Source organism: Altericroceibacterium endophyticum, assembly GCF_009827595.1.
Taxonomy (GTDB): Bacteria; Pseudomonadota; Alphaproteobacteria; order Sphingomonadales; family Sphingomonadaceae; genus Altericroceibacterium; species Altericroceibacterium endophyticum.
Window position 1 is genome coordinate 638,301 of record NZ_WTYT01000001.1, and the last position, 21,254, is coordinate 659,554.

Here is a 21,254-nt window from a genome sequence, read left to right on the forward strand (position 1 = left end):
GCAGAACCGGCATTTTTCATTCAGCAAAGCCATATGGCCGCTGATCAGTATCCCATCAGGCCGAGAACTTCCTTCCGGCTACGGTCATCTCTGCGGAATGTGCCCATGACCCGGCTCGTAATCATGCCAACATTGGGTGTGCGAACACCGCGCGCGGTCATGCAGGCATGACTGGCCTCGATCACCACCGCTACGCCCTTAGGGTTGAGAGTGTCCCAGATACATTGAGCAACCTCTGCGGTGAGGCGTTCCTGAATCTGCAATCTGCGCGCATAGCCGTGCAATACGCGCGCCAGCTTGGATATGCCGACAACATGATTGGTCGGCAGATAGGCGATGGCTGCCTTGCCGATGATCGGCGCCATGTGATGTTCGCAATGCGACTGAAAGGGAATGTCCTTCAGCAGAACGATCTCGTCATATCCGCCGACTTCCTCGAAAACCCGCGACATATGGATCGCCGGATCTTCTTCATAGCCTACGCAATATTCTTTCCATGCCCGGGCAACGCGGCTTGGTGTGTCGAGCAGCCCCTCTCTAGTAGGATCGTCGCCAGCCCAGCGAATAAGGGTACGGATAGCTTCCTGAACATCTTCCGGCACCGCAATTTTGCCGTTCTGATCATCATCGTCATGGCAAACCGGGCTGCTCATAATTTCTTTCGCTTTCTTCTCAGTTTTGCGCGTGCGCGGTGCAATAGAGATCCTTTGCGAAAAAGGCCATGGTTCTCCGCGAGAGGCTCGAACAATTCGGCGGGGGATTCGGGGTCGAGAACCTCATTATCGGCGAGCATCTTTTCAAACCCGGTCAGCTCTTTCGCATGCAACTCTTTCAAATGGCGCCCAGATTGTGGCCGTGAGGCGATGAGGGCGGCCATAGACCCGTAACTGTCCAACTCACCCGAAATATCGTCTTCCGAAAGACCGCAATGTTCTGCCAATAAGGAAAGGCGCAAGCCGCGAATGGCATCCCCACAATGGTGATTGGCGGGTCGGCGGGAATCGATGAACACATCGCATTCGCTATCGAGAGCCATCGAGCGATTGTTGAAATTGGCCGAACCGATGCGCAAAATCTCATCATCGACGACCATGATCTTCGCATGGCAATAGATCGCGGTATCGTCATTAAAGGGCGCATAGAGATGGAACCGCCCCTTGATGTCGATGTCATCCAGCAGTTTAAGCAGGCGCATGCGCGCCAGATCCATGGCCTGCTGCTCCAGCCAGCCATCTGCATTCCGTGCATGAACGACAACGATCTCCGGTGGATCATCTTCCTGCATCCGCTCCGCAATGGCTTCAGCAATTTTGCGTGAGGCAAAATACTGACTTTCGGCATAGATGAAGCGCTCAGCACAGCGAATGTGCTTGAGAAAGAGCGTTTCAATCTCGCGAATTTCCGGCTTGTCGCGATAGGCCGCGCGCGTGCGGGCAATACCGATTTCTACATTCTCGAATTGTGCGACCAGCTTTTCCGGCCAGGCACTGGACTGAGGCGGTGTTACCGGCTCGAGATATTTACCCCCTGCCCTGACCCAACGATCCCGTCCCAGATCGCCCAATGCGCTTGCCGCATCACCTTCCAGCATCATCGTGGCATCATGCCAAGGGCCGTATTGCTGCCCTCGCGGGCGTTTGCGCCGGGGATCATCCACAGCATGTTCGCGCGTGTCCCAGCGGTGCGTGGTCATATCAATCCCGCCGCACACGGCGACATGATTATCCAGCACCACGATCTTCTGATGGTGGCTGCAGGCAACGGGGTGATTGGTATCAAATTTGAAATCGATGCGGCGATGGGGAAACCAGCGCGCCAGATCGATGATCATCGAGCCACGGCTGGCAAATTTCGCCACGCCATAGCTCCATTTCAGAATTCGGATTTCCAGATTGGGGCGATGCCGTGCCAGCCACAATATAAAGCTACCCAGTCGCTGCGGATATTTGCTTTCAATACCCTTTTTCCACCAGCGCCTGCCATGGGCCAGATGAATTCGGGTGTCGAAATCCCAACCAATCAGCAAAATACGGCGATGGGTTTTGAGCATCGCCTTCTGCATCAAAGAGAAATAATCTTCCGCATCGATGATGACACTGGCGCGACTGGCGTGCTCGAAACGCCAAACACCCGGCTCGACAGATGAGTCGTCAAAGCCGGGCGCAGTATCTGTTTTTTCGCTCAAAATACCAACTCGCGAAGTCTTATTCCTTGGCCTCGTCTTTCTTCTCGGGCGTGACCTCGGCATCCTCGCATTCGGCGTCCTTCCTTCGATCGAAAACCATTTCCATATGGTCGATATCTGCATCGTTAAGATATTTCGAGAAATCAGGGAAATGCTCGTCTTCTTCCTCATCAATATGATGAAGATAATCATGCTTGAGCTGCTTGAATTTCGTCAGCCATGCGCTGGATGACATATCGGTGGCTGCGATATCGTTGAGCGCTTCTTCGATTTCGTGATGCTCTGCGACCGAATGGCGTGTTTCACCGGTCGTTTCCGGCTTGCGCATCATGGTGGAGTAAAGCGCCTGCTCTTCAGCGGCAGCATGACTCTTGGCGTCGACCGTGAAAGATTCGAACAATCTTGCCCGGTCTTCACTTTCGCCATGGGTCTGCTCGATTTTTTCGAGCAAATCACGCTGGCGATCATGGTCCTGCTTCAGCCGCTTAAAAATGTCGTGTTCCCGGGCCATATAATATCCTTGCTGTTGGTTTTGTTTATAAAACCAGCGACAACAAGACGGGTTCCGGACGATGCAATTCCGCCATGTCATTCCATCGAGCTATTCGATGGGCAGCGCACTCTCGAGCTTGATTTCAGATAAGGCGACCGTCGAGTTGATCTCCTGAATACCCGGCAGACTGGAAAGCTGATTGAAGAAGAAGCGCTCATAGGCTTCGATATCCTTGGCCACGATGCGGAGCAGGAAATCGACTGATCCCATCAACACGTAGCATTCCAGCACTTCAGGAAAGCCTTGGATCGCGGCACTGAACTCCTCGAGATTCGCTCTTCCATGAGCGTTGAGTTTCACCTGCGCAAATACATGTGCGTTGAGCCCGACCTTCTTGCGGTCGACGATTGCCACGCGCTTGCGAATGGCCCCTTCCCTTTCAAGCCGATCAATTCTCCGCCAGCAGGGAGACGGAGAAAAGCCGATCTTTTCAGCAATCGCGGCAACGGAAAGAGACGCATCCTGCTGCAGAAGATTGAGGATAGCCTTCTCATATTTATCCAGATCAAGAACGATCACACCTCAAAACTAAAAATATTAGGAACATTCAACCTCAACCGGTGGCAAACTCGCCCACATTAGGCAAGAAGCTTCTGAGGCAGATCGCTAAATATCTCTGGCAAGGAGACAATCGATGTTGATGCAATCTGCCGACCAGCCCGGGACCGAAAAATCGTTGGATGTTCTCGAGCCCAGTCTGACTGGAATTGTCGCCTTTCATGCGGCCAATCCTCGGCCTGCGATGGGCGGGTGTTTTTTGCACAAGGATGCAAGCGCGGAAACGGCCCGCAACCTCGCGCGCAGCACATCTGCGACTTACGCATTTGCGGGCCTGCCATTCAGCGGCGCAGCGGCAGTTGTATCCAATGCAGACGATTGGTCAGAACGCAGCGATGTGTTTCGCGCGGTGGGCCGCGCGACGGCTGAACTGCATGGCGCCTTCATCCTGTCAGAAAATTTCGGGACGAAGGATGACGACCTTGCGCAGGCCGCCAGAGAAACAATGCACGTTACCGCGCCTTCCACGCAAGGGCAGCATTCCCCGGCCTATTATACTGCGCTGGGTATAATGCGGGCTATGGAGGTGGCCGCCAGGCACCGACTGGGAAAGTCGCTCTCCCAAACTACGATCGCGGTTCAGGGCGTAGGCGCCGTGGGCTTTGCGCTATGCGCATTGCTGAACCAGTCTGGTGCCCGGCTGATTATCTCAGAGCGCGATTCGGTGAAAGCGGCCAAAGCCGCTGTTCGCTTCAACGCCGAGCTGGTGAATTGCCGCAGGATTCATCAGATGCGCGCGGATATTTTCGCGCCTTGCGGGCAAGGTGATGCGATCACCACCCAAAATATGCACGAGATCCGCGCGAGGATCATCTGCGGCGCTGCGGAGAATCAACTTGCCGCTCCCGAACTGGCAGAGGACCTCGCGGAACGAAACATCCTCTACTGCCCCGATTATGTGGTGAATGCCGGCGGCGCGATCCGCTCTGCCGGGCACTATCTAGGCTGGTCTGAGATGGACATAGAACGACGGGTGCTGAGAATTGCGCCCGCGTTGCAGGCCCTGCTCGATCAGGCCGTCAGCATGAAAGAGACGCCCTCATCTCTCGCAGCGGCGATGATCCATCCTCCCGTCCATGCAGAATACCCACAGCAGCACACTAAATTGCCCGTGCAGTCAGAGAAGAAAGCAGCAGCATGAAATCACAGCTGAAATATGAAACGACTTCGCCAGCCCCCGTGCCCGCGAGCTATTCAACGCATAAAGAAGATGCCGTAGAGGCTGCAAAATCCGTGATCGCTCTGCGCGCGGCTTTGGAAACCGAAACACTTCCCCGTATTCTCGGCCTTCTTGCACAGCGCGGGATCGTGCCCACCCAGCTATCGGCACGGAAGTGCGACAGCTGCCTGCTGGTGGATATCGAGATCGATGAACGCGATCCAGAGGTCCTGAATCCGCTGATGGGGAAACTGCGCGCACTCATGCTGGTGGATCGCGCCATGCTCGTCGCCAACTGAGTGGATGCCGAACAAACAAAAGGCGGAATGTCCAGAAGACATTCCGCCTTTAATGTTTCTCTCGGAAGAGAATGGTGCGCCCTAAAGGATTCGAACCTCTGGCCCCCAGATTCGTAGTCTGGTGCTCTATCCAGCTGAGCTAAGGGCGCTCCGTTGGGAGGCGATCTAGGCGGAGAATCGCCGTTTGGCAATCCCTATTTCTTATATTTTTCCCAAATATGACGATCCATTGGCGGCATGGGCAATGTCTCGATTTCTTTCTCGTCAAACCAGGCCCAATTCTGCCCCTCGCAGCCCTGTGGGCTTCCCTGCCAATGCGCGACATCGAACAAGAGCAGCAGAATCGCCGGGGCTGACACACCATCACCTTCGCGCGCAAAGCCCGCCGGAGACAATCCTTGCGGGTCCAGCATAATCCCCAGTTCCTCGTGAATCTCCCGCGCCAGTGCAGCCTCAGGTAACTCCTGCGCCTCAATCTTGCCGCCGGGGAACTCCCACAAGCCTGCGTGGCGCTTATGCGGCAACATTTGCTGCAATAGAAAGCGCCCTTCCCGGTCGCGCAAACACGCTGCCGCCACGGGCATAAATGCTATGGATTCTTTCACGCGACTCAATTTTCACCTTTTCCTAAGCGGTTTTTGCCAAAACCCACATGCTAGAAAAATAAGGTGCGCCGAAATATGTTTCTGTGGAAGGCTATGAGCCAAATAAAAGATAATGAAGCAGGGGCCACCGCAGTGGAATACGGCCTCATTCTCGCGTTGATCGCGATGGTCATACTCGCGGCATTGGGCGGGATGGCCGATCAGTTGACGAGCCTGTGGACCTTTGTCGAAACCCAAGTTCAAAGCGCCATTTGAAGCCTTTAGCAATTTGTAAACCCTTCAGCGCCTAATAAGGTTGGGCTTGGCCAGTTCGAAGGGGTCAAGCCGGGTAACCAAGATTTGACCAGGAGACCAAAATGAAATTTTTCAAACAGCTCGTCCGCGACGAAGCCGGCGCAACGGCCATTGAATATGGCCTCATCGCAGCCCTGATCGCAGTGGCAGCTATCACCGCACTGAACAGCCTCGGCGGCGAACTTAACACGACATTCGAGAACGTTGGCTCCGACCTCAAGTCGGCAAACGACGCAAACGGATAATACAATCAATACATAGCAAAAGGGCCGGCAGAGTTTCCTCTGTCGGCCCTTTTTGTGCCTGAAGTATACTTACCTGCACAGCGCGCCTGCGGTGCCCATCAACTACCAGATCGGACGATCAGCTTGACCTTCTGCCCCGGCGTCAGCGTATCTGTAGATGACAGGCCATTGAGCACACGGAAACGTTCTTCCTTGGCGTTGTCATACGCCATCCGGCTGGCGAGAATCCGAACGGTTTCCCCGCGCCCCACGGTTACCACATCAACCCGCCGCGGCGTAACGCTGCCCTCTTCTGCGCTGCTGATCCGGCGCATCGATTCGAACATCGGTGAGAAAACACCTGACTGACCGGCGGGCGTGATCGCCGCGAAATGAAATGCCTGATCGTTGGAAAACTGATAAGCGAACACCACCACATCGACATTGGATTTCCCATTGTTGACGCGTGCAGTACCGAACACAGCCGGAAGGCCATTGACTGTCGTGCTTTGCATATTCTGGGGCTTCAGCTGCTGCTGATCTCCGCCCAATGCATTGAAAACCTGGCTGACATAGGTTTGCAGATTGCCATTATACGGGCCGGTCGAAAACTGTGCCTTCCCCGAATCGCCGCTGATCGACACCGCGCTGGTGCCATTCAGCATATTGAAACCCTGCGGCGCCGTGAAAGCAAAGCGATAGACAGGGTGAATGAAGGTACGCCCTTCGATCACGCCCTGCTTTGGATCGTCACCATACATCAAGCCGTCGACATTGCTGAGAAACACGTCGCGGTTCAGGATGCCGGTTGTGGCACCAGCCTTTTGAAGAGCGTTTTGTACGCGGCTCGCCGGGTCGGGATGGGTTGATGCCCATGCGGGCATTTGCGCACTATCCCTGCCCTGCAATGCCGCATCCAGATTGTTCTGTCGGGCAAGGCTGGTCAGAACGGTCGCCATGGCATGCGGATCATAGCCAGCACTTTCAAGATAGGTGATGCCCAGCGCATCCGCTTCCAGTTCCTGACTGCGAGAATAGCTCAAAGTGGCGAGTTGCGGCGCGGTCGAGGAAATTTCCTGCCCCAGCCTTCCAAGCGCCGAATCGCCCAAAATCGCACCGGAGAGGACCTGCCCCAATACGCCCAGCAATTGATTGCGCTGCGCGGTCTGCTGACGGCGTGCGGAATGCCGCGCGGCGACATGGCCGATCTCATGGCCCAGCACACCGGCAAGCTCCGCTTCATTATTCATCAAGCCGACCAGCTGGCGCGTAACGTAAACATAGCCGCCGGGAACAGCGAAAGCATTGTTCACTGAACTGTTAAGCAGTGTCACCTCGAACGTATCGGTACTTGCGCCGAGACCCGATTCGACGCCCATACGGGCGCCGATCCGTTCCACATATTGCGCCTGAGGGCCGGACACGGTCCCGCCAAATTCCTGCACAAACTGCGGGTGATACTGGGCACCCTGCTGTGCTTCGGCCTGCGTGATGGGAGCCCCTGCAGGAACGCCTGCGCCCGGAACAGTCGCGCAGGCAGAGAGAGACAACGATGCCACCCCCGCAATAGCCATGGACTTGAAACGGCAGGTAAATTTGGTCGGCATTCTGGGGTCCTCCACTGAGCGGCTGTTTATCGCCTGTTCATGTTAGAAGCGAACCCGCTGCCCCCTCGAATGTTCCCATTCGCGGACCTAACCAATAGCGAGGAAACGATTTTCTCTCAGTTGCCGGATCTGCGCTGCATCAAGCTGCCCCAGCTGGTCCAGCTCTTCACACAAAACCTCTGCAAGCTTTTCGGCCATTCCCGCCGGATCACGCTGCGCCCCACCAATTGGCTCGGGTACGATACGGTCGATCACGCCTAGGCTTTTCAGATCCTGCGCGGTAACTTTCATCGCTTCAGCCGCCTGCGGCGCCTTTTCGGCCGTACGCCAGAGAATCGACGCGCAGCCTTCAGGTGAGATGACCGAATAGATCGCATGTTCCAGCATCAGAACGCGCTCCGCACTGGCCAGTGCAACCGCGCCGCCTGAACCGCCTTCCCCGACAATCGTCGAAACCATCGGTGTGGGCAGAGCAAGGCATGCCTCGGTCGAACGGGCGATGGCTTCTGCCTGCCCCCGTTCCTCTGCCTCAATACCGGGGAACGCACCGGAGGTGTCCACCAAAGTCAGCACTGGCAGACCGAAGCGACCAGCCATTTCCATCAGGCGAATCGCTTTGCGATAGCCTTCCGGCTTACCCATGCCGAAATTGTGACGCAGGCGGCTATGCGTATCATTGCCCTTTTCATGGCCGATCAGCATGACCTTTCGGCCCCGCAAGGTGGCGAAGCCGCCCAGAATGGCCTGATCCTCGCCATAAAGACGATCCCCGCCCAACGGCATGAAATCATCGAAGATTGCAGCGACATAATCGCGGAAATGCGGGCGCGCCGGATGGCGAGCGACTTGCGTTTTCTGCCACGGAGTCAGTGAGGCATAGGTGCTCGCCAACATATCGGCACTTTTTGCTTCGAGTCGTGCGAGTTCGCTGGAAATATCGACGGAATCGCTTTCCGCTGTCGAGCGCAGTTCCGCAATACGGGTTTCAAGTGCCGCTACCGGCTTTTCAAATTCGAGATAGGAAATCATAATTATTCGCTAGTCCGCCTGTCGCCGCTGAGCAAGAGGATGCCGCTCATTTACGAGCGCGACCAGTCTCTCCGCATCGACATGGGTGTAGATTTGGGTGGTGGCGATATCCGCATGACCGAGCAGGTCTTGCAGCATACGCAGGTCTGCACCGCCCTCCAGCAGATGCGTGGCAAAGGCATGGCGCAAAACATGCGGGCTGACCTTTTGCGGATCGAGATCGGCACGGGCCGCGAGAGCGCGCAAAAGCTGGAATAATCGTATCCGCGACAAATGTTTTCCACGGGAGGGAAACAGGAATTTCCCGTCATCGGCGCGTAGCGGCAACCAGCGTGACAGAACCATTCCGGCCCGGCTGGAGAGAGGCACCATGCGCTGCACCCCGCCCTTCCCCTTGATAGTGAGAAACGGCACGTCGCGCGGAATGGCCGCGAGCGGCAGAGACACCAATTCACTGGCGCGCAATCCCGATCCGTAAAGCAATTCGATCAGCAGCAGCAGCCTTACGGCTTCCGGGCGATTCGTTTCCGCCTCCGCCTCAGCCCGGCTGAAAAGCGCATCCACATCCTGATGACTCAGCACCCGTGGCAGCGGCCGCCGTGTCGCCGGATTGGGCAATCCGGCAGAGGGATCAGTGGTGCACAGGCCTTCATCCACTGCAAAACCGAAAAACTGCCTCAAGGCGGAGGATTTTCTGGAAATTGTCGACGAAGCAAGACCGGCCCATGCAGCGCCCAGCGAAGCCAGAGCATGCTTGTCTGCACCACACAGGTCGCCAATCGCTTCCTCCGCAGATTCCAGATCCCGGCGATAGGCAATCAGCGTGTTCTCGGCCGCGCCGCGTTCCGCTGCAAGCATGGCCAGAAAGGAATCTATGGCGGCGGAAATCGCCTTACCCTCTTGCGACGGCCTCAGCCGCGATCATACGCGCTTCGGCATTCAAGCCCGCACGGTCGAGGCCGCGAACAATGTGGAAGAGATGCCGGGCGGTCATCCTGTCCCAGCCTTCGCCCTGCATGCCGAGCCCCGCCAGCAGTGCCACCAGCGTGCCATTGCGATATTCGGCGGCTTCATCAATCATCTGGCTCCAGCGGGTTTCCCGATCAAGATCGAGCGCCAGACGCTCCGAGAAATTGTCGACCGTCGTGTCATCCAAACGGTTCAAACCGGCTAGTCCCGCGATCAGGAAACGGCTTTTACGTTGTTCGGCGCTATCATCATCATCGATAAAACCGTCCACCGCGCTTTCAGACACAGCAATTTGTTCGGCCGGTTGCGCCAGTGCCAACAGCGCCCAGCCTTCACTGCCTTCAGGCACGATGGCTGACCAGCGCAGCGCATTGCGATCAAGCCCGGCGGTCAGCATGGAGGCAATCAATTGTGGAGCCTGCTGCAGAAATGCCTCGTTCACCGGCAGACGCGCCGCCGCATATGCGGTCAGCACTTGTCCGGCATAGGGGCCGTCAGCATCAGCCCATAAGGACTCCATGGCTGTCAGCCGCGCCTCAGTATCGGCCGCGACATAGGCGTTGCGCAAACGCGTCGCGCGCTCGTTCCATTCGCCTTCCAGCGCAGCATTGCCGTAAATCTGCGAATAGAGATCCACCATTGCTGCCGCAGAAAGAATACCCTCGCGCGCGGCGAGATCGGCAGACGCAGCCCGGTCGGGGAGCGGCATGGCCGGAATGAGGACAGCGGACCGCTGATAATAATCAGGCAAATCCTTGGTCAGCGCATCCGGCATTTCCAGACCCAGCGCATTGGCGAAGGCAAAGCGCCAGGGCGTAATATTCTCAACTTTGTCCCATTCAATATTCACCGCACGCCGGGCATCGCCAGCGGCACCCGCATAACGCTGCGCCAGCAGCACATCGATTCGCGGTGCGACACCGCGCGACAGGGCGCGCTGCAAATCACGGCCTGCATCACGGCTATTGCCGGAATATGCCGAACAAACCGAACGCAATAGCTCCCATTCGGCATCATCACGCAAATCGCTCTTCAGCCGCGCAACCGGGCACATTCCCAGAATATCGCCCGTCGCGAGATAGGAATCAAAGGCCGCATCAGCCAGCGGCTTGGTGTAATTCGCCGAATCTATATCCTGAACCAGCGATCGAGCTGCCAGACTTTCGCCCATCCGGTTAAGCAATGCGGCGCGCAACGCGGCAAATTCAGTGGCCTCCATGCCCTGCGGCGTATCAAGCCGGCTCGACAATACGCGGCGCAGCAAAATATGCCCCCAGCGTGACACGACCGGACCGCCAGTGCCGGCAATGGCCGTTCGAACCAGCGAGGCCGGCTGCGCGGATAAAGAGGAAATCGGCATGCCGCCTTCCTCCGGACCGATGACGCCAATCTGCTCCACAGCGCGGCGGGCCGCCGGCGGGGTATCAAATTTGGGTTTCAGACCGAAAATCTCATCGACCTCATCATCATCCATCGCCTCGATTTCCGCCAGGCTGGGGAAATCATCGGGGAGAAGAGACGAGGATTGACGCGCATTATCCTGCGGCAGCGGTTGCACCACGGCAGTACCACTGCTGCTATTATCTCCGGAATCACTCTGCCGCGGGGCAGCGGCGGGCGCTGGCGCATTGTCAGGCCGCGCCGATTGCACCGGCGCCGGACTGGGCGCAGGCGCGGGTGCTGGATTGTCGAAGCCCGGCGGAAGAAGCGATTCCGGCGCGGCCAGCGCCAGAGTGGAGGTCAGTGCGAACAAAGTGCCGGTGAGAAGAAGGCTGCGATTCATTGTGTCGTTCCAGGAAGCGTGATGGGCTGTTCAATCAGGCGCGGCTGCTCACGGCCGCCATCATACCAGGCGAGCACCAGAAAAAGGCCGATAACAACGGCCAGAGCCATCCATAAACGCTTGCGACGCATTGCTTTCATTCACCGAACCTTATTGCACCGGAGGAACGCTATCACGCCCCCTGAGCTTGCACCGGGGCCTAGCCCATATATAGGCCATGCGGCAATGACCAACGATCAACCGATATCCAGTCCATCCACCTCCTTTATTCCTAGCGGAACCGATGTGGCGGACATTCGCCGGCGCATAAACCGCCCGGTCGTGCTAGTTGGCATGATGGGGGTCGGCAAATCGACCGTCGGCAAGAAACTGGCCGCGTTGCTGCAGCTCCCCTTTTTCGATGCCGATGATGAAATCGAGGCCGCCGCGCAATTGAGCATCAGCGAAATCTTCGACCAATTTGGCGAAAGCTATTTCCGAGATGGTGAACGGCGCGTGATCGCACGGCTGATGGACAAAGGCCCGGCCGTGGTGGCCACTGGCGGCGGTGCCTTCATCCAGAATGAAACGCGCGAACTGGTGCTCGAAAAATCCGTCTCGATCTGGCTTGATTCCGATGAGGAAACGCTGGTCGAACGGGTTACGCGAAAGGATACCCGCCCCTTGCTGCGCGATGGCAATCCGCGTGACATCGTTTCCCGGCTGAAGCAGGAACGTGAGCCCTATTACCGCAAGGCTGCGCTCCATGTGGTTAGTGATTCCGGTCCGCATCAGCATACTGTTCTGAAAATTCTAGAGGCTCTCGACACATGGCTATAATCCCGATCGATCTCGCCGGACGATCATATGACGTGCGTGTGAATGAGGGCCTGATCGCCTCACTGCCGGATCACTGCGGTTCTTTGCTGCGCAAGAAACGAGTCCCTATCGTTACCGACAACAACGTCGCGCATCATTGGCGTGAACAGGTGGATTATGCGCTGTCGGCCAGCGGGTTTGAGCCGCGCTGGCGGATTCTGCCACCGGGTGAAGGCAGCAAGAGCTGGACAGGATTGTCGGAAACGGTCGACTGGCTACTCTCGGAAGAAGTGGAACGCGGCGACCACATCATTGCTCTGGGTGGCGGCGTCATTGGCGATCTCACCGGATTTGCGGCCTCTATCCTGAAGCGCGGCTGCGGCTTTATTCAGGTGCCCACCACACTCCTGGCCCAGGTTGATTCCTCGGTTGGCGGCAAAACCGCGATCAACACCTCGGCGGGCAAAAATCTTGTCGGTGCCTTCCATCAGCCGGCGCTGGTGCTGGCCGATCTGGATGCGCTGGGCACCCTCCCCCGGCGCGAACGGCTGGCCGGTTATGCCGAAGTCATCAAATATGGCATTCTGGGCGACGCGGAATTTTTCGGCTGGTGCGAGGAAAATGGCGCTGCCGTGGTGGCCGGAGACAGCGAAGCACAGCACTATGCCGTAACGCGAAGCGTGGCGGCCAAGGCCCGGATCGTTGCCGAAGATGAACGGGAAACGACCGGTGCTCGCGCTCTGCTCAATCTCGGCCATACATTCGGCCACGCCCTGGAAGCGCAGACTGGTTTTTCCGACCGGCTACTGCATGGCGAAGCCGTCGCCCTCGGCATGGTTCTCGCCGCGCGCTTTTCAGCACGGAAGGGCTATATTTCGAACGGTGATGCAGAGCGTATCGCGCATGCTATCGGTGCATCGGGTCTGCCGACGGAAATCACCAGTCTGGGTCTCAATTGCGGCGGGCAGACGCTGGCCGACCATATGTTGCATGACAAGAAGATGGATGCCGGAACGCTTCCCTTCGTGCTCCTTCGGTCAATTGGTGACGCAATTCTGGACAAGGATGTTGCGCTCAACGATGTGGCTGATTTTCTGCAGGAGCAATTGGGCGCCGCCTGATCGCGCAGAATGCCATGAAGCAAAAACTCTGCATTTCGGCTGGCAGAGACAGGACAAAAACATGCCTCGATTCCATATCTGCTCGCGGCTGCCGCTCAGATAAGGTCGGGCACCAGATCAACCTGCTTGAAATCGTCAAACGCCGCCGTGATCAGCAATTCACGGTGGCATTCACAAGCCAGCCGCTCGTAGCACAGCAGACAGACCCGCATATCCTCAGCAAGGCTGCGTAATTCTGCCATCTGCCCAATCGCTTCCGGCAATTCCAGCTGTCCAGCATAAATTCTCTGCAGCTCTGCCATATCGCCGCGGCGCGCAGCGGCACGTCCATCGGCGGGCGTGCCGAGATATTTGAAATGCCGATAGGTGATGCCGGCTTCTTCGACCGCAGCTTTGAGAGAATTCTTGGAAAACCCCGGCCGCCGTGAGAGGGGAAGATACCGGATATCCGCCAATAGCTGCACCCCCGATTTCACCAGAACATCCACCAGCGCGCTCTGCGCGCTGCGTTCATACCCTATGGTGAATATCGGGGGCGGAGCCATCACCATTTATTTAAGCAGCACCAGTTCCTCCGCCATGGATGGGTGAATGGCGACAGTGGCGTCGAAATCCCGTTTCGTCAGACCGGCCTTCACCGCCACAGCAGCAGATTGGAGGATCTCGGCCGTTTCCGGCCCGATCATGTGGATGCCCAGAACCTTGTCCGTGTCTGCATCACAAATCATCTTATACAGACCGCGCTCCTGCGTTTCCGCGAAGATGTTCTTCATCGGGCGGAAATCGGAGGTGTAGACTTTGACCGAGCCAAACTTGTCGCGCGCTTCGCTTTCGGTCAGCCCCACTCCGCCCATCGGTGGCTGAGAGAAGACCGCACTGGGGATGCAGTCATAATCGACCGTATGGGGTTTTTCACCGAAGACTGTGTCGGAAAATGCCTGTCCCTCACGGATCGCGACCGGGGTCAGCTGCACCCGGTTGGTAACATCGCCCACCGCATAAATGCTGTCGCAACTGGTGCGATTATGTTCGTCGACGAGAATTTCGCCCTTATCGCCCAGATCGACCGCAGCGGTTTCAAGGCCCAATCCGTCAGTCTTGGGCACGCGGCCGGTGGCGACCAGAACGCAATCCGTATCGATCCGCTGATCTCTGCCTTCAATATCGACGCATAATGTGCCGTCTTCCATCTTCTCCACGCTGTTCAGGCGCGAATCCATATGGAACTGGATGCCGCGAGCACTCGCCAGCCGTAGCAGGCGGTCGGTAATCCCCTCATCATAACCACGCAGGATGGTTTGCGTGCGGTTCACCACATCGACATCACAGCCAAGGGCATTGAAGATGCCGGCAAATTCCATCGCAATATAGCCCGCGCCGACCACCATGATCCGCTTGGGCAGCTGCTCCAGATGGAACACTTCATTGGAACTGATGCAGTGTTCGACACCCGGAATATCGGGCATGTAAGGCCATGCACCGACCGCGACGAGGATATATTTCGCCGTCACTTCACGCCCGCTGGACAGCTTCACACTATGCGGCCCGGTAACGGTCGCGCGTTCCAGTATCTGTTCAACCTTATGACTATCGAGAGTCTGCGTATAAAGACCGTTCAACCGGTCAACATCGCCATTCACATGGTCGCGCAATTTCTCCCAATTGAAGCTAAGCTCTCCCAGATCCCAGCCCATCGAACCGGCATGATCCAGCTCCTCAGCGAACATGGACGCATAAACCAACAGCTTTTTGGGAACGCATCCGCGGATTACACAGGTGCCGCCGATGCGGTGTTCCTCGGCCACGGCCACCTTCGCACCATAGCTTGCGGCCACGCGGGACGCACGCACCCCGCCCGAACCGGCACCGATGACGAAAAGATCATAATCATAGTCGGACATTCAAAGCTCCCATCTGCGCGTTAGGCTCGCGCGATTTATGCGGTTGCGCGGGATATGGCGGTGCAAACGGACTAAATCAATTGCAGCGGCCCTGATCCGCCGGATCAATGGGCCTGTATCCTTGCTGAAAATGGTTCAACTGTCGGCGAAATTTGGCGAAATTCGTTAAAAAGCAGACCGGCGAAAGCATCATAGGAGGCACTGTTTGCGTTGACTTAGGCCCTCAGCAAGCCGCACACCTCGTGCAAATCACTTACCACATGGGTAGCCAGAGCGTGCATCTCATCATTCGCTGGCACCAGATCGGGCACCATAATGGGCATCATGCCGGCTGCAGCGGCCGACCGAATGCCCGCATGCGAATCTTCCAGCGCGAGGCATGTCTCTGGTTCAACCCCCAGAGTTCGCGCAGCCGCCTGATAAGGATCAGGTGCGGGCTTCCCTTGCGCGTAGTCACCCCAAGCTATCACCGTGTCAAAACGCTCAGTCAAGCCGTGCTTTGCCAGGTGATGATCCGCTTTGCTGCGCTGTGAAGATGTTGCGATAGCCCGCGGCAAACTGAGAGTATCCAGCAGATTGAGCAGCTCAACCACGCCGGGCTTCAAATCGAGATCACGTTCCACCAATTCGAGGAAATTCGCCCTCCAGCTTGCTTCAAATGGCTCAAAATCGACCGCCCCTCCGAAATGGGCCTGCAAAATATCATAATCGGTATTGGCTGGCTTACCGATCAATTCGCGAAACACGTCGATCGGCAAATCGCCGCCATGACTCTTTGCAGCTGCGGCGGCGGCACGAAACTGCAGGCGTTCGGTATCAAATATCAAGCCGTCCATATCGAAAACGACCGCGGCGGGCGTGCGGGGAAGATTCATAGCTTGCCCTAAGCATTGCGTAGGCAAAGCTACAAGCGGAGATGCCTCGATCACTCTTCAGTGTGCTCGCCAAGAAGAATAGAGGAAGGACGCTCTCTCGTATGCTCTCGCACTCACGCGAGCCATGACAGAGCGCAGCCATGCATGATTTTTGGGCACCGGAAACAAACTTTTTTATCGGTATCTGGCATTGGAATAGAGGCGTACCCGATTAAATTGCAGACACAGAAATCATGGAGTTTGCCTGAATGTCCCGCATGCCCGCCCTGTTTGTCGGCCATGGCAGCCCGACCAATACCTTCGATAATACGTCCTATACCCGCGCATGGCGAGCCTTGGGCGCGAATTTGCCGCGTCCCAAGGCTATTCTGGTGATCTCAGGACATTGGTATTTCGGCACCAGCGCGGTGACGGCGATGAAACACCCGCGAACGATCCACGATTTCTATGGCTTCTCCGCCGAATTGAACAATTTCCAATATCCCGCACCGGGCGATCCGGAACTGGCGCACCGCATTGTCGAAATGAGCAAACCGCTCTGGGTTGGCGCGGATAATGATCAATGGGGACTGGATCACGGCACATGGTCAGTGCTCGCGCATATGTATCCGGATGCAGATATTCCGGTGCTGCAACTGTCCATAAATGGTGTGAAGCCGCTCGAATATCATCTGGAACTGGGTGCCAAACTGGCTGCATTGCGCGATGAAGGCGTGATGATTCTGGGAACAGGCAATATCGTCCATAATCTCGGCGTGCTGCAGCGGCATGCAGAGCATGGCGAAGATTGGGCCGAACGTTTTGAGCAGGCAGCGATTGATCAGGCCCGAAACGATCCGGCCAATATGCTCGACCTGCTGACCCATCCCGATTTCGCGAAGGCCGTGCCGACGCCGGACCATTTCATCCCCGTGCTCTATATCGCCGGGCTGGCCGCCGCCGCAGGAGAGCCGCTGGAATGCCTGATCGAGGGATGCGTCATGGGTAGCCTGTCGATGACCACCTTCGGGCTTGATTGCGATCCCGGATTGAAGTCGGCTCTGCAACGCGCTGCAGAGGCCGAAACTCTGGAGCAGGCGATGGAGCCTGCCTGATTTTGGCGGGCCACCCTGATACTTGTGATCAGGGTGGCCCGGCTCAAAACTCAGCCACCCAGGCCGGATGCTTTCAGCAGGGCTTCGGTACTCGCATCAAAGCGTTCCCCGCCCTGTTCGATTTTCCTGGCGATTTCCTTGCCCAGTTCTACCCCGAACTGATCGAAGGGATTGATGCCCATCAGCACCGCATTGGCAAAGGTGCGGTGTTCGTGGAATGCGATCAACGCGCCAAGGGTCATGGCGTCCAGATCATCCACCAGAATGGTCGCAGACGGGCGATTGCCCGAATAGGAACGCGCCGGATCGTCGCTTTGCTTGCCGGCCATCAGCGCCGCGCCTTGCGCGAAACAATTCATCAGCAAAATCCGATGATGCGCTGGGTCCAGCTCGTCACCCGGTGCGATGCTGGCAATGAAGTCCACCGGCACCAGCCGCGTTCCCTGATGCAGCAATTGGAATACCGCATGCTGCGCATCGGTGCCGACGCCGCCCCATGTTATCGGCGCGGTTGCTCCGTCCACGGGCTGCCCCTGCGCTGTGACTGATTTTCCGTTGGATTCCATCTCCAGCTGCTGAAGATAGTCAGGAAGCAGTGACAGACGTTCATCATACGCAAAGACAGCACGGGTCTGCGCGCCCCGGATGCGCGAATAATAAAGGTCTGAACAGGCCGCTCGGAACGGCCAGTTTTCATTCAGCGGCGTGTCACGAAAATGTTCATCCATCATCGCCGCACCGGCCAGCATGGCGGCAAAGTCCTCCCAACCCACGCCCAGTGCAACGGGAAAACCGATCGAGGACCACAGCGAATACCTGCCCCCCACACTTTCCGCAAAAGGCAGGATACGTGTTTCATCCACGCCCCATTCGACCGCCTTTTCCGGGCTGGCCGTCAAGGCAATAACCCGGCCGGAGGGATCATCCACGCCATTGTCACCCAGCCATTTCAACGCACTTTCCGCGTTGGTCATGGTTTCAATGGTGGTGAAGGTCTTGGAAGCCACCGCAATCAACGTCGTCGCCGGGTCACATGCGGCAAAGGCTTGTTCCAGCGCGCAGCCATCAATATTGGACACGACGTGCACATCCACCAGCGACAGATCGCGGCTGAGCGCATCGACCGCCAGAGCCGGTCCAAGGGCTGACCCGCCAATGCCGATATGGATCAGATGCTTGATTTCTCCCAGCGCGCCCTCATGAATTGCCTCAACCAGCAATCGCATTCGCGCCAGCAATGCGCCCGATTCCTCGACACTGCTTTCCTTGCCGACACCGCGCAAGGCAGCATGTTCGGCCGCGCGCCCTTCGGTCGGGTTCACCACTTCACCGGCAAAGAGCTTGCGGCGCATATCCTCAAAATCAGCCGCCTCTGCCAGTGTTTCAAAGTCGGTCAGAATATCCTGCGTCAGATGCGTCTTGGACCAATCGAATAAAATACCGATTTCATCGAGTTCCAGGCGGCCGGAGAATGCAGCCAGACGGTCAGGATCTGCGGCAAACAATTCTGCCAATGTCGGGTCCTGATGCAGACCGATCGCTTTCCAGGCGGATTGGCGGGCGTCGCTCAAATGAATTCTCCTTCGGTTGATTACCATCAGAGCTAGGGACTTGCTGACGGTTTTGGAACAGCGAAGTTGGCCGCCACTCTGGCCCCGCCATGCCCGACAATAAACCCGCTACGCAATGGGCACTGTCGCAAATGCGATCGGGCGGATATAGGACGGGTGAAACTCCCCCGAGACTATGGCAAGAAAGAGCCTGCAATCATGGATACATCCTCCGGAGACACCGGAAAGTCTGGCCAAGCGGACAAAGAGGAAGGCAGCTTTTTCGCCTTTCTGCTCAAGCTGGTTCTGGTGGTTGCGATCTTTCGCAGCTTCATATTTTCGCCTTTCAATATCCCCAGCGAATCCATGATGCCGCGGCTGCTGGAGGGGGATTATCTGCTCGCGGCCAAATGGCCCTATGGCTACAGCAAATATTCGCTGCCATTCAGCGTGCCCCTGATCCCCGGCCGGATCATGAAGAGTCAGCCAGAGCGCGGCGATGTCGTCATTTTCAAGGCGCCGCCACTCAAGACACAGGATTATGTGAAGCGGGTGATTGGTCTGCCCGGTGATCAGATTCAGGTGTTGGATGGCATAGTGCACATCAATGGTGAGGCCGTGTCGCATGAACAGATCGCGGACCTGTTGTTCACCCCTCCCCCCGAAAAAGACTGTGTCGCGCCGCAATTCGCCGAAATTGGCGATGCAGGCCGTTTGCAGTGCCGTTACCCTCAATTTCGCGAAACCCTGCCCAATGGCGTGAGCTACACCGTGCTTGATATGGGCACCACGCCGCAGGATACGACGGATGTCGTGGTGGTACCACGCGGCCATATGTTTGTGATGGGCGACAACCGCGACAATTCAATGGATAGCCGCTTTCCCGCCATTCCGGGCAAGGGAGTTGGCATCGTGCCGCAGGACAACCTCGTGGCCCGCGCAACAATCATCATGTGGTCCACCGATGGGACTGCCGAATGGCTGAAACCCTGGACATGGTTCACCGCCGCGCGGTGGAACCGGATCGGAGACATAATTTGACCGGGAAACTCCCTCAAGAAGCCCGTGCATTTCTGGAAGATCTGGGCATCCAGATCAGCGATGAAAGCCTGTGGCTGGAAGCGCTAACGCACGGAAGTACAGGGCAGAAACGCAATTATGAACGGCTCGAATTTCTTGGCGACCGGGTGCTTGGCCTGTCGATTGCAGAATGGCTGTTTGAACGCAATGACGGCTCTGAAGGCACCTTGTCACAGCGGCTAAACGCATTGGTCAGCCGCGAGATGTGTGCCCGAATTGCCCGGGGTATCGGTTTATCCAGGCATATCCGACTGGGCAAACAGGCACGCGATGATGGCGGGGCCGATAGTGACAACATTCTGGGTGATGTGGTCGAAGCTCTGCTGGGTGCCAGCTTTATCGAACGCGGATTTGCGCCCACGCGTGACATGGTGCGCGATATCTGGAAAAATGCCATAGAAGGCGGGGCCGGACGCACAAAGCACCCCAAGAGCGCGTTGCAGGAATGGGCCGCGGGCAATCAACGCAAGCCGCCGGAATATGCACTGGTCGACAGGTCCGGGCCGGATCATGCAGCCAAGTTCACGGTGCGCGTAACGGTCCATAAGGTGGCCTCGGTCGAGGCCGTGGCTGGCAGCAAACAGGATGCGGAAACAGCAGCCGCAAAATTATTCATGGAGAAATATGCGTGAGTGACAATGGTGAAACCCGCTGCGGCGTCGTAGCCGTAATTGGGGCTCCCAATGCCGGGAAAAGCACCCTGGTCAACCAGCTGGTCGGCCAGAAGGTGGCGATCACATCGGCCAAGGCGCAAACCACCCGCGCACGCATGCTGGGGATTGCCCTGGCGGATAAGGTTCAGATGATGCTCGTGGATACGCCCGGCATTTTCGCACCGCGCCGCCGGCTGGACCGGGCGATGGTGAATGCCGCGTGGGAGGGGGCGAGCGAAGCGGACGCTATCCTGCTCCTCGTCGACAGTGTGAAACAGCGCCGCCATGAGCTCGGCCCGTTACTGGAAGCTCTGGCCAACCGGCCGGAACGGAAATTGCTCGCATTGAACAAGGTTGATGCCAGCAAGAAGGAGCCGCTGCTCGCTCTGGCGCAGGATTTGTCCTCCAAGGTCGATTTTGACGAGGTCTTCTTCATCTCTGCGCTGGAAGGCGACGGCGTGGGCGAGCTGAAAGACAGGCTCGCATCTTTGATGCCCAAGGGCCCATGGCATTACCCGGAAGACCAGGTGTCTGATGCCAGTGAACGTTTGCTGGCGGCAGAAGTCACGCGGGAGCAGCTCTATCGCCAGCTTCACGAAGAACTTCCCTATGACAGCGCAGTTCGGCCAGAAGCCTATCGCCACCGGTCAGACGGTTCGCTGGAAATTCATCAGCAAATCGTGGTTGAACGCGATACCCAGCGGGCGATCGTGTTGGGCAAAGGCGGCAGCCGGATCAAAGCCATTGGTGAAGCCGCCCGGCTGGAACTCACCGAACTGCTCGGCGTGAAAGTTCATCTCTTCCTGCATGTAAAGGTCGATGAGAAATGGGCTGAAAGCCGCGAGATGTTCGAGGAAATCGGGCTCGATTGGGTTCGCTGACGCGCATTTCCTGTAAATCCGGGCCTGTATGAATTC

At 57.2% G+C, this 21,254-nt stretch carries 24 protein-coding genes and 1 tRNA gene; 10 read left to right on the top strand and 15 right to left on the bottom strand.

The window, feature by feature from the left end; genetic code table 11:
• Window positions 1-44: 44 nt before the first annotated feature.
• The 4 genes from folE to GRI91_RS03125 all read right to left on the bottom strand — a co-directional run bounded on the left by folE (window position 45) and on the right by GRI91_RS03125 (window position 3,254).
• Entirely contained in the window at window positions 45-653 is a 609-nt protein-coding gene (gene folE / locus GRI91_RS03110; RefSeq protein ID WP_160735135.1) for a GTP cyclohydrolase I FolE, read from the bottom strand.
• Entirely contained in the window at window positions 650-2,185 is a 1,536-nt protein-coding gene (locus GRI91_RS03115) for a phospholipase D-like domain-containing protein (protein WP_237437606.1), read from the bottom strand. Before GRI91_RS03115 ends, folE begins: the two co-directional genes overlap by 4 nt.
• A gap of 19 nt (window positions 2,186-2,204) precedes the next feature.
• Window positions 2,205-2,696, bottom strand: coding sequence for a hemerythrin domain-containing protein (locus tag GRI91_RS03120; RefSeq protein ID WP_160735137.1), 492 nt, complete (start codon window positions 2,694-2,696; stop codon window positions 2,205-2,207).
• 90 nt (window positions 2,697-2,786) lie between these two features.
• Window positions 2,787-3,254, bottom strand: coding sequence for an Lrp/AsnC ligand binding domain-containing protein (locus tag GRI91_RS03125; protein ID WP_160735361.1), 468 nt, complete (start codon window positions 3,252-3,254; stop codon window positions 2,787-2,789).
• A 118-nt stretch (window positions 3,255-3,372) separates the two neighbouring features.
• On the opposite strand from GRI91_RS03125, the gene GRI91_RS03130 reads away from it, so the two are divergent.
• Both GRI91_RS03130 and GRI91_RS03135 read left to right on the top strand, forming a co-directional pair.
• Window positions 3,373-4,437 (top strand): Glu/Leu/Phe/Val dehydrogenase dimerization domain-containing protein, encoded by a 1,065-nt coding sequence (locus GRI91_RS03130; protein ID WP_160735138.1) that lies wholly within the window; start codon window positions 3,373-3,375, stop codon window positions 4,435-4,437.
• Window positions 4,434-4,754: a hypothetical protein gene (locus GRI91_RS03135; protein WP_160735139.1), complete on the top strand. Its 321-nt coding sequence runs from the start codon at window positions 4,434-4,436 to the stop codon at window positions 4,752-4,754. The genes GRI91_RS03130 and GRI91_RS03135 overlap by 4 nt, the downstream gene beginning before the upstream one ends.
• A 72-nt stretch (window positions 4,755-4,826) precedes the next feature.
• On the opposite strand, the gene GRI91_RS03140 is transcribed toward GRI91_RS03135, so the two are convergent.
• Window positions 4,827-4,903, bottom strand: a tRNA-Arg gene (locus tag GRI91_RS03140).
• Between the two features lie 45 nt (window positions 4,904-4,948).
• The gene (locus tag GRI91_RS03145; protein ID WP_160735140.1) at window positions 4,949-5,359 is read right to left on the bottom strand and encodes an NUDIX domain-containing protein; all 411 of its coding nucleotides are present in this window, start codon (window positions 5,357-5,359) and stop codon (window positions 4,949-4,951) included.
• Window positions 5,360-5,452: 93 nt separating this feature from the next.
• Here GRI91_RS03145 and GRI91_RS03150 point away from each other — a divergent pair, with 93 nt between their 5' ends.
• Both GRI91_RS03150 and GRI91_RS03155 read left to right on the top strand, forming a co-directional pair.
• A complete protein-coding gene (locus tag GRI91_RS03150) occupies window positions 5,453-5,614 on the top strand; it encodes a Flp family type IVb pilin (protein ID WP_237437607.1) in 162 nt (53 codons plus the stop codon).
• A gap of 101 nt (window positions 5,615-5,715) precedes the next feature.
• A complete protein-coding gene (locus GRI91_RS03155) occupies window positions 5,716-5,898 on the top strand; it encodes a Flp family type IVb pilin (protein WP_160735142.1) in 183 nt (60 codons plus the stop codon).
• A gap of 98 nt (window positions 5,899-5,996) precedes the next feature.
• Here GRI91_RS03155 and GRI91_RS03160 read toward each other — a convergent pair whose 3' ends face one another.
• The 5 genes from GRI91_RS03160 to GRI91_RS03180 all read right to left on the bottom strand — a co-directional run bounded on the left by GRI91_RS03160 (window position 5,997) and on the right by GRI91_RS03180 (window position 11,405).
• Complete coding sequence (locus GRI91_RS03160) at window positions 5,997-7,484, bottom strand: M48 family metalloprotease (RefSeq protein WP_160735143.1); 1,488 nt, start codon at window positions 7,482-7,484, stop codon at window positions 5,997-5,999.
• 87 nt (window positions 7,485-7,571) lie between these two features.
• Window positions 7,572-8,513, bottom strand: a complete 942-nt coding sequence (locus GRI91_RS03165) for an acetyl-CoA carboxylase carboxyltransferase subunit alpha (RefSeq protein WP_160735144.1) — start codon at window positions 8,511-8,513, stop codon at window positions 7,572-7,574.
• Window positions 8,514-8,522: 9 nt separating this feature from the next.
• Complete coding sequence (locus tag GRI91_RS03170) at window positions 8,523-9,401, bottom strand: tyrosine recombinase (RefSeq protein WP_160735362.1); 879 nt, start codon at window positions 9,399-9,401, stop codon at window positions 8,523-8,525.
• A 4-nt stretch (window positions 9,402-9,405) separates the two neighbouring features.
• The gene (locus tag GRI91_RS03175) at window positions 9,406-11,265 is read right to left on the bottom strand and encodes a hypothetical protein (protein ID WP_160735145.1); all 1,860 of its coding nucleotides are present in this window, start codon (window positions 11,263-11,265) and stop codon (window positions 9,406-9,408) included.
• Entirely contained in the window at window positions 11,262-11,405 is a 144-nt protein-coding gene (locus GRI91_RS03180; RefSeq protein WP_160735146.1) for a hypothetical protein, read from the bottom strand. Before GRI91_RS03180 ends, GRI91_RS03175 begins: the two co-directional genes overlap by 4 nt.
• A gap of 85 nt (window positions 11,406-11,490) precedes the next feature.
• Between GRI91_RS03180 and GRI91_RS03185 the strand changes: the two genes are divergently transcribed.
• A complete protein-coding gene (locus GRI91_RS03185; protein WP_160735147.1) occupies window positions 11,491-12,084 on the top strand; it encodes a shikimate kinase in 594 nt (197 codons plus the stop codon).
• Window positions 12,075-13,184: a 3-dehydroquinate synthase gene (aroB, locus tag GRI91_RS03190; protein ID WP_160735148.1), complete on the top strand. Its 1,110-nt coding sequence runs from the start codon at window positions 12,075-12,077 to the stop codon at window positions 13,182-13,184. Before GRI91_RS03185 ends, aroB begins: the two co-directional genes overlap by 10 nt.
• A gap of 95 nt (window positions 13,185-13,279) precedes the next feature.
• On the opposite strand, the gene GRI91_RS03195 is transcribed toward aroB, so the two are convergent.
• The 3 genes from GRI91_RS03195 to GRI91_RS03205 form a co-directional block, all read right to left on the bottom strand.
• Window positions 13,280-13,729 (bottom strand): DUF488 domain-containing protein, encoded by a 450-nt coding sequence (locus GRI91_RS03195; protein WP_160735149.1) that lies wholly within the window; start codon window positions 13,727-13,729, stop codon window positions 13,280-13,282.
• A gap of 6 nt (window positions 13,730-13,735) precedes the next feature.
• Window positions 13,736-15,085, bottom strand: a complete 1,350-nt coding sequence (gorA, locus tag GRI91_RS03200) for a glutathione-disulfide reductase (protein ID WP_160735150.1) — start codon at window positions 15,083-15,085, stop codon at window positions 13,736-13,738.
• 215 nt (window positions 15,086-15,300) lie between these two features.
• Window positions 15,301-15,960 carry an HAD family hydrolase gene (locus tag GRI91_RS03205; RefSeq protein ID WP_160735151.1) on the bottom strand — a complete coding sequence of 220 codons (660 nt, stop codon included), beginning with the start codon at window positions 15,958-15,960 and terminating at the stop codon, window positions 15,301-15,303.
• 248 nt (window positions 15,961-16,208) lie between these two features.
• On the opposite strand from GRI91_RS03205, the gene ygiD reads away from it, so the two are divergent.
• Window positions 16,209-17,054, top strand: coding sequence for a 4,5-DOPA-extradiol-dioxygenase (ygiD, locus tag GRI91_RS03210; protein ID WP_160735152.1), 846 nt, complete (start codon window positions 16,209-16,211; stop codon window positions 17,052-17,054).
• 50 nt (window positions 17,055-17,104) lie between these two features.
• Here ygiD and pgi read toward each other — a convergent pair whose 3' ends face one another.
• A complete protein-coding gene (gene pgi / locus GRI91_RS03215) occupies window positions 17,105-18,625 on the bottom strand; it encodes a glucose-6-phosphate isomerase (protein WP_160735153.1) in 1,521 nt (506 codons plus the stop codon).
• 198 nt (window positions 18,626-18,823) lie between these two features.
• Here pgi and lepB point away from each other — a divergent pair, with 198 nt between their 5' ends.
• The 3 genes from lepB to era are packed head-to-tail and all read left to right on the top strand — an operon-like array spanning window position 18,824 to window position 21,218.
• Complete coding sequence (lepB, locus tag GRI91_RS03220) at window positions 18,824-19,645, top strand: signal peptidase I (protein ID WP_160735154.1); 822 nt, start codon at window positions 18,824-18,826, stop codon at window positions 19,643-19,645.
• On the top strand, window positions 19,600-20,316 hold the full coding sequence (gene rnc / locus GRI91_RS03225; protein ID WP_160735363.1) for a ribonuclease III: 717 nt from the start codon (window positions 19,600-19,602) through the stop codon (window positions 20,314-20,316). Before lepB ends, rnc begins: the two co-directional genes overlap by 46 nt.
• The gene (gene era / locus GRI91_RS03230) at window positions 20,313-21,218 is read left to right on the top strand and encodes a GTPase Era (protein ID WP_160735155.1); all 906 of its coding nucleotides are present in this window, start codon (window positions 20,313-20,315) and stop codon (window positions 21,216-21,218) included. The genes rnc and era overlap by 4 nt, the downstream gene beginning before the upstream one ends.
• Window positions 21,219-21,254 lie beyond the last annotated feature (36 nt).